Source organism: Paenarthrobacter nitroguajacolicus (assembly GCF_029952445.1).
GTDB classification, from domain to species: domain Bacteria; phylum Actinomycetota; class Actinomycetes; order Actinomycetales; family Micrococcaceae; genus Arthrobacter; species Arthrobacter nitroguajacolicus_B.
This window is the reverse complement of record NZ_JAQPPK010000050.1, coordinates 1-14,663: the sequence shown is the minus strand read 5'-3', so window position 1 is coordinate 14,663 and position 14,663 is coordinate 1. Positions and strand designations below refer to the sequence as shown.

General features: G+C 63.4%; 12 protein-coding genes. 7 read left to right on the top strand and 5 right to left on the bottom strand.

Annotated elements, in window-relative coordinates; genetic code table 11:
• Positions 1-128: 128 nt before the first annotated feature.
• From PJL15_RS22065 to PJL15_RS22055, 3 genes are read right to left on the bottom strand one after another with little or no spacing between them, the layout of a single operon-like run.
• Positions 129-779: a hypothetical protein gene (locus PJL15_RS22065; RefSeq protein ID WP_281453272.1), complete on the bottom strand. Its 651-nt coding sequence runs from the start codon at positions 777-779 to the stop codon at positions 129-131.
• Entirely contained in the window at positions 776-1,414 is a 639-nt protein-coding gene (locus tag PJL15_RS22060) for a hypothetical protein (RefSeq protein WP_281453271.1), read from the bottom strand. The genes PJL15_RS22065 and PJL15_RS22060 overlap by 4 nt, the downstream gene beginning before the upstream one ends.
• A gap of 49 nt (positions 1,415-1,463) precedes the next feature.
• Positions 1,464-2,360 (bottom strand): WXG100 family type VII secretion target, encoded by an 897-nt coding sequence (locus tag PJL15_RS22055; RefSeq protein WP_281453270.1) that lies wholly within the window; start codon positions 2,358-2,360, stop codon positions 1,464-1,466.
• 190 nt (positions 2,361-2,550) lie between these two features.
• On the opposite strand from PJL15_RS22055, the gene PJL15_RS22050 reads away from it, so the two are divergent.
• The 7 genes from PJL15_RS22050 to PJL15_RS22020 all read left to right on the top strand — a co-directional run bounded on the left by PJL15_RS22050 (position 2,551) and on the right by PJL15_RS22020 (position 13,638).
• The gene (locus PJL15_RS22050; protein WP_281453269.1) at positions 2,551-3,684 is read left to right on the top strand and encodes a GuaB3 family IMP dehydrogenase-related protein; all 1,134 of its coding nucleotides are present in this window, start codon (positions 2,551-2,553) and stop codon (positions 3,682-3,684) included.
• Between the two features lie 159 nt (positions 3,685-3,843).
• A complete protein-coding gene (locus PJL15_RS22045) occupies positions 3,844-5,598 on the top strand; it encodes a glycerol-3-phosphate dehydrogenase/oxidase (protein WP_281453268.1) in 1,755 nt (584 codons plus the stop codon).
• A 47-nt stretch (positions 5,599-5,645) separates the two neighbouring features.
• The gene (locus PJL15_RS22040) at positions 5,646-6,134 is read left to right on the top strand and encodes a PTS sugar transporter subunit IIA (protein WP_281453267.1); all 489 of its coding nucleotides are present in this window, start codon (positions 5,646-5,648) and stop codon (positions 6,132-6,134) included.
• A gap of 78 nt (positions 6,135-6,212) precedes the next feature.
• Positions 6,213-7,088, top strand: a complete 876-nt coding sequence (locus PJL15_RS22035; protein WP_281453266.1) for an SURF1 family protein — start codon at positions 6,213-6,215, stop codon at positions 7,086-7,088.
• Positions 7,085-7,585 (top strand): DUF3817 domain-containing protein, encoded by a 501-nt coding sequence (locus PJL15_RS22030; RefSeq protein ID WP_281453265.1) that lies wholly within the window; start codon positions 7,085-7,087, stop codon positions 7,583-7,585. Before PJL15_RS22035 ends, PJL15_RS22030 begins: the two co-directional genes overlap by 4 nt.
• A 108-nt stretch (positions 7,586-7,693) precedes the next feature.
• Positions 7,694-9,283: a glutamine-hydrolyzing GMP synthase gene (guaA, locus tag PJL15_RS22025; RefSeq protein ID WP_281453264.1), complete on the top strand. Its 1,590-nt coding sequence runs from the start codon at positions 7,694-7,696 to the stop codon at positions 9,281-9,283.
• Positions 9,284-9,441: 158 nt separating this feature from the next.
• Complete coding sequence (locus PJL15_RS22020; RefSeq protein ID WP_281453263.1) at positions 9,442-13,638, top strand: DUF4011 domain-containing protein; 4,197 nt, start codon at positions 9,442-9,444, stop codon at positions 13,636-13,638.
• Between the two features lie 14 nt (positions 13,639-13,652).
• On the opposite strand, the gene PJL15_RS22015 is transcribed toward PJL15_RS22020, so the two are convergent.
• Positions 13,653-14,456: an RcpC/CpaB family pilus assembly protein gene (locus PJL15_RS22015; protein ID WP_281453262.1), complete on the bottom strand. Its 804-nt coding sequence runs from the start codon at positions 14,454-14,456 to the stop codon at positions 13,653-13,655.
• A gap of 75 nt (positions 14,457-14,531) precedes the next feature.
• Positions 14,532-14,663, bottom strand: a 132-nt coding sequence (locus tag PJL15_RS22010; RefSeq protein WP_281453273.1) for an integrase core domain-containing protein, incomplete at its 5' end; no start/stop codon positions are given.

Below are 14,663 nucleotides of genomic sequence, written 5' to 3'. Positions count from 1 at the left end.
CCGGTGGGAGTCAGGCGGGCATTACGGTGGACCATGAAGACCTCTTAGTCGTTCGGTGTGTGTGGTAACCACCAACCTAAGAGGTCTTCACCCTTTCACGATGTAACCAACCTGCTGGCCGAGTACACCTAGAGCGGGCCGTATCCTGCATTGCCGTAGGGATCACGCCACGTGGCGAGGTCCTGTTCCAGAAGTGCCCGGAAGCGGGGATCGTTCGCAGCCTTGCGGCGAAGGGAATCCCGCGAACGGCCCACGATGGTGGCGGGGACGATGATCGCGGCCAGAAGGAGGCACACCATGAAGGCAAGAACCGTGGCCAGCGTCAGCAGGAGCGCCGGATCCTGCCAGGTGGAGGGCTTCGCCGTGAACGCGAAAAGCCCTATGAAGAGGACCAGGATGAACGCCACGAAGGAAAGCGCCCCGCGCAGGCTTCCCGGCCCACGATTGACCAGCGCCCGGCTTGTTCGCGGCAGCCGGTCCCGCACCCGTACGTAGAAGACGCCGCAAGGCACCGCTATTGCTGCACCGGGAACTCCGAGGGCGGGAAGCAGCGCGATCGTGCCGAGCTGGAGGGCGAGGACAGCGCCGAAGAGGACCAGGATTATCCCGACCCCGATTCCGGCAGCCCAAGCGCCCATATAGGCTCCACGAGCGCCGGCGATTTCCCGCAGGCGCGAGCGTGCATCCGCAGGAGTGATGGCGGATAGCTCCGAGGAAAGCCAGTAGTCCAAGGGGCGGTCTGAATGGAAAAGCGGGGAAGGGCCTGTCTGGTAACTCACCCGGGGTACTGCTCCAGGCCTGCGCGGATACGGGAGTCCAGTTGCTCACGCACCAGGGTGGACGAGGGGAGGTTTTCGCCTTCACCTGTGGCGATCGAAAGGGAACCGTCGGCCTCCGCTTTGACGTGTACTGCGCGGGAACTTCCGTCCTTGAAATGCCGCCGGGTCGTGGCCGCCGCGGGGAACCCGTCCGGCGCCTGGTTCAGGTAGAAGTCGGCCATTTGCACTGCCGTGGTGATCATGCCTTCCGAGCCCGTAATGGGGTGCAGTTCGTGAACGCCGTATTTGCTCAGGTTGAGCAGCAGGGCGCCCTGTTCTGCGCCGAACATGAAGGAGACATGTTCAGAGGCAGGAGTCACAAGGGCTGTTTCCAGCCAGGACGTGGCATCCGCCAGGACAGCGGCAACCGTTGCAGCCGGCCCCACCGGCTGTAGTGCGTCATTTTCGATCTTCATCAACCCACGCTCCAGCAGCGTGGAGACACCGGCCTGTTCCAGCGGCGACCCGGCGGCGTGGTCGAGGCGGAACAGAGTCTGGCACCTCAGCGCGCCGTCGGTACCGGCCAGTGCGATGAGGGCAATGAGCTCATGCTCGGTGATGAGCAATGCCTGGTTTTCTTCGGTCTGAGTGGTCATTTCTGCCTTCTCTTCAGCGGTTCTGTGTCCAGTCTAGGAAGTGGCGGCGTCATGTGAGCCATCCCCAGACCTTCTTTGCGCCATCAGCTACTGCCCCGGCAGCGTTCTGGGCGCCCTCCCAAACATGCTTGGCACCGTCAGCGATCATGGACGATGCGGAGTCGTAGCCCATACCTGTCGCCAGTAGGCCCAGGCCTCCCCAAGCGATGCCGGCGATTGCGCAGGCCGGCCCGATAACCGGAATAAAGCTGCCCACAGCAAGTGCAGCAGAGATGCCGCCGTCCACCGCCACTCCGGGATGTCCTGTCTGGATACCTTGGTAGACCTGCAACCCGCCGGTGACAATGCCCAGGCCTCCGGAGAGACGGCCAAGCATCGAACTGCCGTTGAGGAATTGGGTGCCCTTGACGTACCCGGCGCCGGCGGCCTGGCCATATTGGGCACTGAGCCAAGGCCACTTAGTCAGCTCGGTGACCAACCCGCCTTTGGCCATCTGCGCCAGGATGGAGTCCGCCACCAGGCCGTTCGCGGTCACGAGAGCATTTCCAGCCCACCATTCCTGGCTGCCGGTAACACTGAAAAGGCCCTCCATGCCCGTGGTGGGAGTGACCTGGCCTCCGTTACCGCCAGGAACCTGGGGACCAACCGGTCCACCTGGCCCGCCGGCCTGGCCGCCCTGCGTGCTGGCTTTGTCCTGTTCATCGGCCTGGGTCCGGAGTGTCTTGGCCACGTCGTCCAGGGAACGGGACGTTTTGTGCAGCATTGGCCGCAAGGTGCTGCTCCATTCACGGCGGAAGCGCTCGCCGTCGGTTCCCTTCCACGCAACGCTGGAGATCAGGCCGTTGATTTGGAGTTCCTGGTTCTGGAGCCGGCTGCCGGCCTGTCCCATTTGTTTGGATAACGAGCGGAGCTGTTCAATGTCGGCTCCGTAGAATCCAGGCGCCATGGGTCCCCCTTGCATGGTGGTGTTTTTCGCAGGCTATCGGATCCGGCGGGGATTCAGCCATGGGCACTCCTGCCCATGGGGAAAACTGCGGCACGGCCGGAGGCGTCAGGAGTTCCTGGTCACGCGTCGCGAACTGTTCACTTTCTTTGCCGAATCGGGGTTACGGGAGGGGTCCAGTAAAGTAAGAGCCGTGACTTATGAGATTGAGATTGGCCGTGGCAAGCGTGGGCGTCGTGCCTACTCCCTGGACGACATTGCGATCGTCCCCAACCGCCGGACCCGCGATCCCAAGGACGTCTCCGTCTCCTGGCAGATCGACGCCTACAAATTCGACATGCCTGTCATCGCTGCGCCGATGGACTCGGTGATGTCGCCGGAGTCCGCCATTGCCTTGGGGCGCCTGGGTGGCCTAGGCGTGCTGGATCTTGAAGGACTGTGGACCCGGTACGAGGACCCGCAGAAGGTCCTCGATGAGATTGCCGGCCTGGCAGACGAGACCAGCAGCCCTGCCGTTACGCGTCGCATGCAGGACCTTTACCAGGCCCCCGTGCAGCCGGAACTCATCAGCTCCCGCCTGGCGGAGATCCGCGCCGCCGGCGTGACCGTCGCTGGCTCCCTCACGCCCCAGCGCACCCAGGAGCACTACAAGACTGTGGTGGCTGCCGGCGTCGACATCTTTGTTATCCGAGGCACCACCGTCTCCGCCGAGCATGTCTCCAAGAACCATGAACCGCTCAACCTGAAGCAGTTCATTTATGAACTCGATGTTCCTGTCATCGTCGGCGGGGCAGCCGGATACACGCCTGCCCTCCACTTGATGCGGACTGGCGCTGCCGGCGTCCTGGTCGGATTCGGCGGCGGCGCAACAACTACAACCCGCCGTGCGCTGGGCATCCACTCGCCCATGGCTTCGGCCATTTCCGACGTCGCTGCCGCCCGTCGCGACTACATGGATGAGTCCGGCGGACGTTACGTCCACGTCATTGCCGACGGCGGCATGGGCCGCTCCGGCGACATCGTCAAGGCCATTGCCATGGGCGCAGACGCCGTCATGCTCGGCAGTGCGCTTGCCCGCGCCGAGGAAGCACCAGGCCGTGGCTGGCACTGGGGTCCGGAAGCCCACCACCTCGAGACCCCGCGTGGCGACCGCGTCAACGTTGGCACAGTCGGCCCGCTCGAGGAAGTCCTATTCGGGCCGGGCCACCACACGGATGGCACGTCCAACCTGATTGGCGCCCTGCGCCGCTCGATGGCGACCACCGGCTATTCGGACCTGAAGGAATTCCAGCGGGTAGACGTCGTGGTCTCGCCGTACCTCGGCTAGGACACCTGAATGAGGGGCCCGGGAGCAGACCATGTTTTGCGCCCGGGGCCCTTTTTTGTCGGCATTTGTCCGGATGCACCCGTTCGGCGGCCCTGCCCAAGGCGACGGGCAGGAAGTAGGGTAGGGGACTACCAGCTGTTGCGTTCAAGGAGGGGTCCGATGAGCAATGTCGCAGGCGGTCCGCAGGTGAGTTCGCCGGGAGCACTTAGCCCGGAATTCCGTGCCGCATCGATCGACGTCCTGAAATCCACTGCCGAGCCTGGCAAGGAGTTGGACATCCTGATTGTCGGCGGTGGCGTGGTAGGTGCCGGTGCTGCCCTGGATGCTGTCACCCGCGGACTCACCGTTGGAATTGTCGAAGCCAGGGATTGGGCATCCGGTACGTCCTCAAGGTCATCCAAGCTCATCCATGGTGGACTCCGGTACCTGGAGATGCTGGACTTCGGACTCGTCCAGGAAGCCTTGCAGGAGCGGGGTTTGCTGATCCAGCAGATCGCTCCGCACCTGGTCCGTCCCGTGCCCTTCCTCTACCCGCTGACCCACCGCTTCTGGGAACGCCCCTACGTGGGGGCCGGCATCATGCTGTACGACACCTTGGGCTTGACGTCCGGTCATAGCCGCGGCGTCCCCATGCACAAGCACCTCTTCCGGCGCGGCACCTTGCGCGCGGCTCCGAGCCTCAAAGACGATGCCTTCGTTGGATCCATCCGCTACTACGACGCCCAGGTGGACGATGCCCGCCTGGTGGTCAACCTGGTCAGGACCGCAGCGCATTACGGCGCCCACGCGGCCAACCGCGTGCGGGTGGTGGACTTCCTCCGCGAAGGTGAACGCGTGGTGGGGGCCAAGGTGGAAAACCAGGAGGACGGCAGCGTCTTCGAAGTGCGGGCCAAGCAGGTGGTGAACGCTACTGGCGTGTGGACCGACGAGACACAGGCCATGGTCACTGACCGCGGCCAACTCAAGGTCCGTGCGTCCAAGGGAATCCACTTGGTGGTCCCGCGCGACCGCTTCCAGTCCACTGTGGGACTGATTCTTCGCACCGAAAAGTCGGTGCTCTTCGTGATTCCCTGGGGCCGGCACTGGATTATCGGGACCACGGACACTGACTGGAAGCTGGACAAAGCCCACCCGGCTGCCTCCAGCAAGGACATCGATTACGTACTGGAGCACGTCAACAAGGTGCTCAAACGCCCACTGACCCGCGAGGACGTAGAGGGAGTTTATGCAGGCCTGCGTCCGCTCCTTGCCGGAGACAACGACTCGACCGCGAAGCTGTCCCGGGAGCACGTGGTCGCCCACCCGGTCCCGGGCCTTGTGGTGGTGGCCGGTGGGAAGTACACCACCTACCGGGTCATGGCCAAGGACGCCGTGGACGAGGCAACCAGGGCCATGGACGAACGCGTCCCATCCAGCTGCACCGAAACCATTCCCTTGCTGGGAGCCGAAGGTTTCAAAGCAGCCTGGAACCGGCGGGGGCGCTCCGCCGAGCAGGCCGGAGTGCACGTGGCGCGCGTGGAGCACCTGCTCAACCGCTTTGGATCAATGGCATCGGAAGTCCTCGCCGCCATCTCCGAACGGCCTGAGTTGGGCGAGCCGCTTCCAGGTGCCGACGACTACCTTGCCGCGGAAGTCGTCTACGCAACAACCCATGAAGGCGCACGGCATGTTGACGATGTTTTGACCCGCCGCACCCGGATCTCCATCGAAGCCTGGGACCGGGGTGTGTCTGCAGCGCCTGTAGTGGCTAAGCTGATGGGAGAAATCCTTGGCTGGAGCGATGCTCAGCGTGAAAGCGAGATCAAGCACTACCTTGCACGGGTGGAGGCTGAGCGACTCAGCCAGCAGCAACCCGATGACGAATCGGCAGATGCCGCGCGCATGGGGGTGGATGACATCGTTCCCCTCCGCTGACCGGCTCAGGGAATTGAGGCCGGAAGGCCACATGGAGGGAACACGACTTGGCTGAACCACTGGACCGATATGATGCGGAACTGACCACCCCTGAGATGGTCATTCTTGAACTCGTTGCCGAGGACAAGATCGACGCCGCAGCACAGTTGGCTCACAAACTCCATCAAGCCGGCAGGATCTCGGACCTTGATGGGTTCCTGGAGCAGGTACATTCGCGCGAGCACCAGCTGGCCACCGGCCTTCCAGGCGGCATTGGCCTTCCACATGCACGCAGTGAGTTCGTGGACAGGATCTCGATCGCTGTGGGCGTCACGAAGTTTGGCCACGCGCTGGACTTCGGGGCAGCCGACGGTCCGGCGACGCTGATCCTCCTCATCGCCACGCCCGCCAGTTCCTTCTCGGACCACCTCGAGGTCCTGGCCACCCTGGCGCGCTCCCTCTCAAAGGAATCCTTCCGGGAATCCCTGCGCCGGGCTCACGATCCCGAAGTGATTTCGGAACTGATCAACTCCAGCCTGGTCTTCTTCGACCACTAAAAGCGGCTTAGTGCCCCCGCCTGCCGCAAGCCATGGCCCGTTTCGTTGTTCTACAGCCGGACGAAGTACGGTTAAGGGGTGTTGAAAACCGCTCTGAAACCCCGCTGGATCGCAGGACTGGTCTTTGCGCTTCTGTTGTCCGGGGTGTTTGTGCTGCTCAGCCAGTGGCAGCTCAGCCGGTCCACCCAGCACGACGCCCCGCCGCCGTCCACCGTCGAAGAAGTGAAACCCCTGGTAGACGTCCTGCGGCCCGGCCAATTCTTCCCCGGCTCGGTTTCTGACCAGATGGTCACGGCCACCGGTACCTACGATCCCGCCAAGCAGGTCCTGGTCGAAGGCCGGCTGTACAACAACCAAAAGGGTTTTTGGATCGTCTCGGCCTTCGCGGTCAACAACGCTCCTGCGCTCAAAGGTGTTGCCGCCTCACCGCAGACCTGGATTCCGGTAGCGCGCGGCTGGGTGGCTGATGCCGCGCAAGCCGGGCCGCCGCCGTCGGGCACTGTGACGCTGACCGGTCGTCTCATCCCGTCCGAAGCGCCCGTACCAAATGTCGACGCCGGCCCTGGCCGTGCGTCCGCGGTTTCCTCAGCGGAACTCATCAACAAGTGGGAAATTTCGATCTACCCCGGCTTCATCGCGGCCACGTCCGAAGTCGCAGGCGGCGCGACGGTTCCGCTGGGCGACAATGTGATGGCACTGAACATCCCGCCGCAGCCGCCGGCAGAGCAGGTCAACTGGTTGAACCTCTTCTATGCCGTGGAATGGGTGGTTTTCGCCGGGTTCTCCGTCTTCATTTGGTGGCGTCTGGTGCGTGATGATTACCGTCGGGACCTCGAAGAAGAGGAAGACGACGACTACCACGAGGACGACTTCGGGTTTCCGGACGAGTCACATCCCGAACCTGCAAGTCCCGAATCTGCAAGTCCCGATCCAGAACATAAGGTGCAGCAATGATTGAGCCCAAACCGGCCATCCAGCCTGAGCAGTCAGGACCGAAGCCCAAGAAGCGGCGGTTCGGCGGGACGGAAGCCCAAATCCGTTCGGCCCTCAAGTTCTACAAGGTCATGGCGTACCTCACCGGCGCCATGCTGCTCCTGCTTTGCGCCGAACTGGTGGCACGCTACGTTTTCGGCGTCTCACTCTTTGCCGGTGGCACCGATGCAGTCACCGGCCGGCCGTTCGGCTTCGGCTTTGCTGAATCCGAGCCCAAGGGTGTCATTGGCGGATTCAACATTTCCACCTCAGTGCTGATCGTGCACGGTTGGATGTACGTGGTGTACCTCGTTTCCAACTTCCGGTTGTGGTCCTTGATGCGGTGGCCTTTCTCCAAGATGGTGCTGCTGGCTTTGGGCGGCGTGATCCCGCTGCTGTCCTTCATCGTGGAGAAAAAGTTCCACGCACAGGTTGAAGCGGAACTGGCAGCCAACCCACAGGCGACCAAGCGCTACTAGGTGCCACAGGGCATCCCGATGTGAGATGCCTAACGGGAGGGCCTGTTTTGGTCCTTGGCTGCCCTCGTCAACGTGCACGGGGGCGGTCTGGCAAAGTAGTCTTGACTGGTGACTACTCCCACCGCACCCCAGACTTCCCAGAAGCCGGTGCTGGTTGTTGACTACGGTGCCCAGTACGCGCAGCTGATTGCCCGCCGCGTCCGTGAAGCAAATGTGTATTCGGAAATTGTTCCGCACACCTTCACCACCGAGCAGCTTCTGGCCAAAGACCCGGCAGCCATCATCCTTTCCGGCGGACCCTCCAGCGTCTACGCGGAAGGCGCCCCGTTCGTGGGAGCCGACCTCTTCGAGGCCGGGGTTCCCGTGTTCGGCATCTGCTACGGATTCCAGGCCATGGCGAATGCCCTGGGTGGCAAGGTGGCCCAGACCGGCCTCCGGGAGTACGGTGCAACCGAAGCGCTCCTGGTGGGGGACGCACGTTCCATCCTCGACGGCGTACCGGCATCCCAGAACACGTGGATGAGCCACGGCGACTCCGTCCATGAGGCACCCGAAGGCTTCGAGGTGCTGGCGACGACGGCCGGAGCCCCGGTGGCTGCTTTCGCCAATGACGAGAAGCGACTCTACGGCGTGCAGTGGCACCCGGAAGTGAAGCATTCGGTCCTCGGCCAGCACGTCCTGGAGAACTTCCTGTTCAAGGGCGCGGGCTTGAGCCCCAACTGGACCACAGGCAACATCCTTGAAGAGCAGGTGGAGCGTATCCGCCAGCAAATTGGTGACTCCAAGGTCATCTGCGGCCTTTCCGGTGGCGTGGACTCGGCTGTTGCTGCAGCCCTCGTCCAGCGCGCTGTCGGCGACCAGCTCACCTGTGTCTTCGTCGATCACGGCTTGCTTCGCGAAGGCGAAGCCGAGCAGGTCGAACGCGACTTCGTGGCAGCGACCGGCGTCAACCTGTACGTTGCCAACGAGCAGGAACGCTTCCAGTCGGCCCTTGCCGGCGTCAGCGATCCCGAAACCAAGCGCAAGATCATCGGCCGCGAATTCATCCGCGCCTTCGAAGAAGCAGAGCGGGCCATCATCGCCCAGGCGGCCTCCGAAGGCGAAAAGATCAAGTTCCTGGTCCAAGGCACGCTGTACCCGGACGTCGTCGAGTCCGGCGGCGGCGAGGGTGCTGCAAACATCAAGAGCCACCACAACGTCGGTGGGCTCCCGGAGGACCTGCAGTTCGAACTCGTTGAGCCGCTGCGCGCCCTCTTCAAGGACGAGGTCCGTGCTGTTGGCGCCCAGCTTGGCCTGCCCCAGGAAATCGTCGGACGCCAGCCGTTCCCGGGCCCTGGCTTGGGTATCCGCATCGTGGGTGAGGTGACCAAGGAACGTCTTGACCTGCTGCGCAAGGCCGACGCCATTGCCCGCGCCGAACTGACGGCCGCAGGGCTGGATAACGACGTCTGGCAGATGCCGGTGGTCCTCCTCGCTGATGTCCGCAGCGTTGGCGTCCAGGGTGACGGGCGTACCTATGGGCACCCGATCGTCCTGCGTCCGGTGTCTTCCGAAGACGCCATGACGGCGGATTGGTCCCGGTTGCCGTACGACCTCCTGGCACGTATTTCCAACCGGATCACCAACGAGGTGGATGGCGTTAACCGCGTGGTGCTGGACGTGACCAGCAAGCCACCGGGAACCATCGAGTGGGAATAGCATTCTGAGTGGCCGGCTTCCTTTGGGAGGCCGGCCACTGTTTTGCCCGGGTCCCTTAGCGGTATGTGATTGGCAGGAAGCTGTGAAAACGGTCCAATTTCGCGTCGGAACAGCGTTGCGGAGCGGGCTCGCCGTGGATTCCCGCTACCCTCGAAAGTATGCCGGTATGGTCCAAGGCGTCTAAAGCTAGTACAGAAAAGAAGGCAGAAGTTGTGTCAGTAGGTCAAGGCCAGGAAGAGGGCTCCGAAGAGCTCCGCAAATGGCTGTCTGGTCTCAAACCCGTCACCGGGGCAGACACTATGCTGCGTTTCGTCAAGACGCCCGAAGGCGCCATTGACCTCAGTAACGCGCACCCTTCGGGGTTGGCGCAGTTGCTGGCAGGCCGCCGGACGCGCCTGTCAACACTCATCAGGGATCGCCAGCAGTACCTGGTGGCGGCGCGGGCAGCGCGTAACATCCGATCCAAAATCTTCGAGCTCAGCAATGACCGCGGTATCGAGGCCGGATACCTGTCCGCCGGAACCGTGGTGTGGACATCGGCCGTTGGCGGCAAGCCGCAGCGCGTCTCCGCACCCGTAATGCTCACGTCCATCGTTCTGACAGTCCGTCCAGGCGAGGATGACTTCGAACTTCAGCTCACCGAGCAAGCGCGCATGAACCCCGCCTTGGTACGTCATCTCAAGACCGTCCACGGCATCGTCTTTGACGTCAACGCTGTGGCGAGAATGGCCTACAACACCGCACGATTGGATCCCCAACCCGTCCTGGACCGCCTGTCCACGCTGGTTCAGCCCATTCACGGCGCAGAAGTGGAGTTCAACCTTCTGGTCACAACGCTGGCCGACCTGTCGGGCAACCTGGACGATCCTTGGATCAACCTGAACAACCCAACGGTGGCGGCCCTTGCCACTGCTGCCAATGGCGGTGACATTGAGCCTGAATCCATCAAGGCAGGTAGATTCCCCAGCCTGGACCTTCGTGATCCGGCCGATGAGCTGCTCCTGCTCGATGCCGACACAGACCAGCAGTACGTGGTGGACGCCGTCCGCGCCGGCGACTCCCTTGTTGTCAGCACGCCCCCGGGCAGCGGCCAAACGCAGACTGCCATCAACGCCATCGGTGCGCTGGTGTGCGAAGGAAAGTCGGTCCTTGTTGTAGGCGACAGGCAGTCCAGCCTCGCTGGATTGTCCGCCCACCTGGAATCGCTGGGCCTCGATTCGCTTCTCTTCCGTCCCGGTAACGGAACGACTCCACAGCAGCTCAAGGGCCAGCTGGTTCGCGCCATCATGCGTAACGAGAAGGCACTGGAGCCCCAGCTTGGCAACCTTCACCAGACGTTGACCGGTCACCGGCACGCCCTCATGGACCACGTTGCCTCTTTGCATAACGTTCGTGAGCGCTGGGGATGCTCGCCCTACCAGGCGATGCAGTCGCTGGCTGAACTGACTTCCATCCACCCTGCTCCCTCCACGACCGTGCGCTTGAAGCGCAGCGTCCTGGACAACATCAAGGACCGCGAGGAGTTGGCGGCCCGGCTTCGTCGCGCCGCGGAACTTGGCAGTTTCAGCCGGGCTTCGACCACCAGCCCTTGGTACGGCGCCCGCTTGGTCACCCGCAAGGAAACCGAGGAAGCGCAGCAGCTTGCCCGCGTGGCAGCGGAGAAGCTCCCGGTCCTGCGGGATCGCATGAAGCAGGTGTCCGATCACGCCGAGATCCGATTGGGGGAGACCTTCACGGAGTGGGGTGCCCAGCTCGAGTTGCTGATCGCCGTGCGCGAGAGCCTGGACAAGTTCACGCCCGACATTTTTGACCGGCCGGTACACGATCTCATCTCTGCCACGGCGAGTTCGGCGTGGCGCCGCGAGCGGAACATTGAGATGCCTTCCATGCAGCGATCCCGGCTGCGTCGGGTGGCCAAGGAATATGTGCGGCCCGGGGTCCACATCGCCGACCTCCACAGCTCGTTGGTTCTGGTCCAGGAGCAGCGGGCGCTGTGGTCGGACTACGCCACCACTCAACGGCACCCGGCAGTTCCGTCCGGTTTGGCTGACCTCGGCACCCTCTACCGGGAACTGGATACCGAACTCCGGCGCCTCGGGGAGGCGCTTAAACACACGTTTGCCGGTGGCTCGCTTCACGGCACGCCCTACACGGAGCTCATGGAGCGCCTGGAACGGCTTGTGGCAGACACCGCCACACTCGAGTCCCTGCCGGAACGCACGCTCCTTATCGAGGAAATGCGCGAGCACGGCCTGGGGGAGCTCTTGGCTGACCTGGCCGAGCGTGAAGTCCCTGCGTCCTCGGTAGCCGCTGAGCTGGATCTGGCCTGGTGGCAGTCCGCACTGGAAGCGATGATCAGCGGGGACGACTATCTGGCCATGTCCGACGGCGACTCCCTGCGCCGCCTCGAAGCTGAATTCCGGCTCGCAGACCAGGCCCACATAGCCAGCGGCGCCGCCCGGCTCCGTTGGCAGTTGGCCCAGAGGTGGCGGCAGGGACTCCTGGACCACCCGCGCCAGGCGGAACTGCTGCGGGCCCTGCTGAAGGACGGCAGGGTAACGCTGCCTGCACTCAGTGCCCAAGCCCCGGATCTGGTGCCGTTGCTGGTTCCAGTGTGGTCCGTCAGTCCCTACCTGCTTACCGGCGTCCTGCCTGCAGAGCAAAAGTTTGACGCTGTGGTGGTTATCGATGCCGAGTCCACGTCCTTGCAGGCAGTTCTTCCCGCAATCGCCCGCGCACAGCAGGTGGTGGCGTTTGGCGACGCAAAAATCGCAAATGCGCGGACCTTCAGCGTGGCTGTCGAACCCCCCGTGGCCGGGGTTGCCGGCCACGAGACTGTGGAAAGCGCCTTCAAAGCCTTGGCCAGGGTCCTGCCCTCGTGGCAGCTGAACTGGGTCTACCGCGCGGTCGACGAAGACCTGATCCTGCAGTTGAGCAAGAACTACTACGACGGCGGTCTGAAGCGGCTCCCGGATGGCAACTCGGTCACCGGGCTGGACCGCTCGATCCTTGTTGAGTACATTCCCGACGGCACAGGACTTCCCGGAGCCGATCACGAGGGAGTGGAATCGGTCACTGCCGAGGTCAACCGGGTGGTGGATCTTGTCTTCGAACATGCCACGCTGCGTCCCCGCACCAGCTTGGCAGTGGTGACCGCAAGCCTGCGCCACGCGGCCCGGATCGGCGAGGCCATCAGGCTGCAACTGCCCAACCACCCGTTGCTGTCGTCCTTCTTTGCTGCCGGCCCTGAGTCCTTCCGCGTGGTGGATCTGGAGCGGGCACAGGGCCTTGTACGGGATCACGTGATCTTTTCCCTTGGGTATGGACGCACGCCGCACGGCCGGGCGCTTCACACCTTTGGGCCATTGTCCAGTGAGGGCGGGCGCAACCGCTTTGCCTTGGCGATGACAAGGGCACGGCGTTCCATGCACGTCCTGAGCTGCTTCCGGCCTGAGGACCTCGACCTTGACCGTCTGGCGCACGGTGCAGTGGACTTCTACGAATTGTTGGACCGGGAACTCTCCGGCAACAGCAACCTCGGAACTCCGGCTTCCCGCGCCGTTGCCAGTGAGCAGGCGCTTGGCGAGGACCCGCTGGTGGCAGATCTCGGTGAACGCCTGCGTGCCCGGGGTGCCCGCGTCTGGCACCTCTACGATGGGGTCCTGGACATTGCTGCCGCAGCCGATCCCGTGCACACCATTGGCCGCGAGGGTGCCGAAATTCCCACACCTGTGGCCATTGAATCCGATGGCACGGAACGGTACCGGCGAATGAGCGTCCGTGAACGCAGCAGGTTGCGGCCTCAGCTCCTGGAACGGATGGGGTGGCGCTACATGTCGCTGTGGACCATCGAGGTCTTCACCGACCCGTCCTCCTGTGCAGACCGCATCGGCTCGTACCTTGGGTTGGAAAACCACATCCCCACGTCCACAGGGGCGCCACAGCATGGCTTCCTGGACATGGATGTTGAACAATTGAACCTGCACAAGGCGCAACCAGAGTTCACTCGCTCTTCGGCCAGTGGACCAGGTAATCAGCCCGGCAAGGACGCCAGCGAAGCGGGCGACCAGGCAGGGGACAGGAAAGAAGTACCAATGACGGAACAGGAAAACGGCTCGGCGAACGGTTCTGCAGGGGACGCCCCTGTGGCTGGAACCAACGGGGACAACGGGGAACCATTGGAATCGGAAAACGCTGCCGCGGGAACTGGCACTGAACCAACCACTGCCAAGCACAGTTCGGGCGGTATCCTCCCTACGAAAGCCGCGGAAGATGATCCCCGCAGATGGGGCGACGAGGCCGGATACGACCACGAGCAGTGGTTGAAAGAGCAGAAGCCTCCGCACTGGGGATGATCGCTTGATAGGCCTCACGGGCTGACCAGAACAAAGAAGAGCTTGCCTTGCGTTGATGCGCCGGCAAGCTTTTCTGCTTGTTGCGGGTTGGCGGCGACCACTACCAGCCCTTCGGTATCGCTGGTGCCAAGCCACTCGCCGGCTTTGCCGCCCTGTGCCGAAGTCCAGAGGACAGGGACAGGGCCTGCCAGGACCTGGCTCTGGCGCGATTCGTCATAGGAACCGGAGGCGGTAAGGACCACCGTCACCAGTTGCCCGGGCGAAAGAAGCTGGATGGAGGAGGGGTCGGCCATGCGGAGGGGAACGGCCGCGGAACCAGCCGCTGTGCCGGTGAGGAGGCCGGGGCCCAGGAGGCTTGATTCCGTAGGGGTTTGCCCTTTGCCCAGTGGGGAAGCCAACTGGCGTCCCACAAGGTTTCCAACATCGTCCACCGACGTGGCTGTGGCCAGTTCGGGGGCGACCTCGACCTTGGTGAAGTCGGATTCCTTCAGGCTGGTACCGGTGGGAAGATCGCGAGCTGCGACCAGGACGCTGACCCGCGCCGCCGACGCCGGAGTCAGCTGCTGGACCGCGAGGCCCGCGGCGAGGCACAAAAGCAGTGCCACACAGAGCCGGCGATTGCGGGAAATCCATGCCCTGGGTGTGCGTCTTCGCCGTGGATTCCAAGTACGCGGCTTGGCGCGCATGATCCCGCCAGGGCTGCGCCCATTGGGAGGCGACCGGTACGCCTGGGCGTGTGGTTTAAGCAGTTCGTTGCCGGCTGTTCCTGCTGAACGCTCGGCAAGGGCAAGAAGGGCGCTACGGGAGGTGTGTGACATGCCGCCACGGTAGCCAGCATTCCCGACCACCCAACAGGGGCCAGGTTTCCTATGTGGAAAAGGCTGCGGAGCTAGCTAGCTGTACTGCCCAGGGAGGTTGGTTAGCCGGCTGACGGGTGGTTTGTTCCCGAGTGCGGTGTGGGGCCTGTGGTGATTGTAATAGTGGATCCAGGCGGGTAGGGCCTCTCGTCGGGTGGTTTCGGTGCC

Bases quoted from the DNA above. Each gene is read 5' to 3' on its own strand.
- PJL15_RS22060 (WP_281453271.1), bottom strand. From the start codon at position 1,414: ATGACCACTCAGACCGAAGAAAACCAGGCATTGCTCATCACCGAGCAT.
- PJL15_RS22055 (WP_281453270.1), bottom strand. From the start codon at position 2,360: ATGGCGCCTGGATTCTACGGAGCCGACATTGAACAGCTCCGCTCGTTA.
- PJL15_RS22045 (WP_281453268.1), top strand. From the start codon at position 3,844: ATGAGCAATGTCGCAGGCGGTCCGCAGGTGAGTTCGCCGGGAGCACTT.
- PJL15_RS22030 (WP_281453265.1), top strand. From the start codon at position 7,085: ATGATTGAGCCCAAACCGGCCATCCAGCCTGAGCAGTCAGGACCGAAG.
- PJL15_RS22020 (WP_281453263.1), top strand. From the start codon at position 9,442: ATGCCGGTATGGTCCAAGGCGTCTAAAGCTAGTACAGAAAAGAAGGCA.
- PJL15_RS22015 (WP_281453262.1), bottom strand. From the start codon at position 14,456: ATGTCACACACCTCCCGTAGCGCCCTTCTTGCCCTTGCCGAGCGTTCA.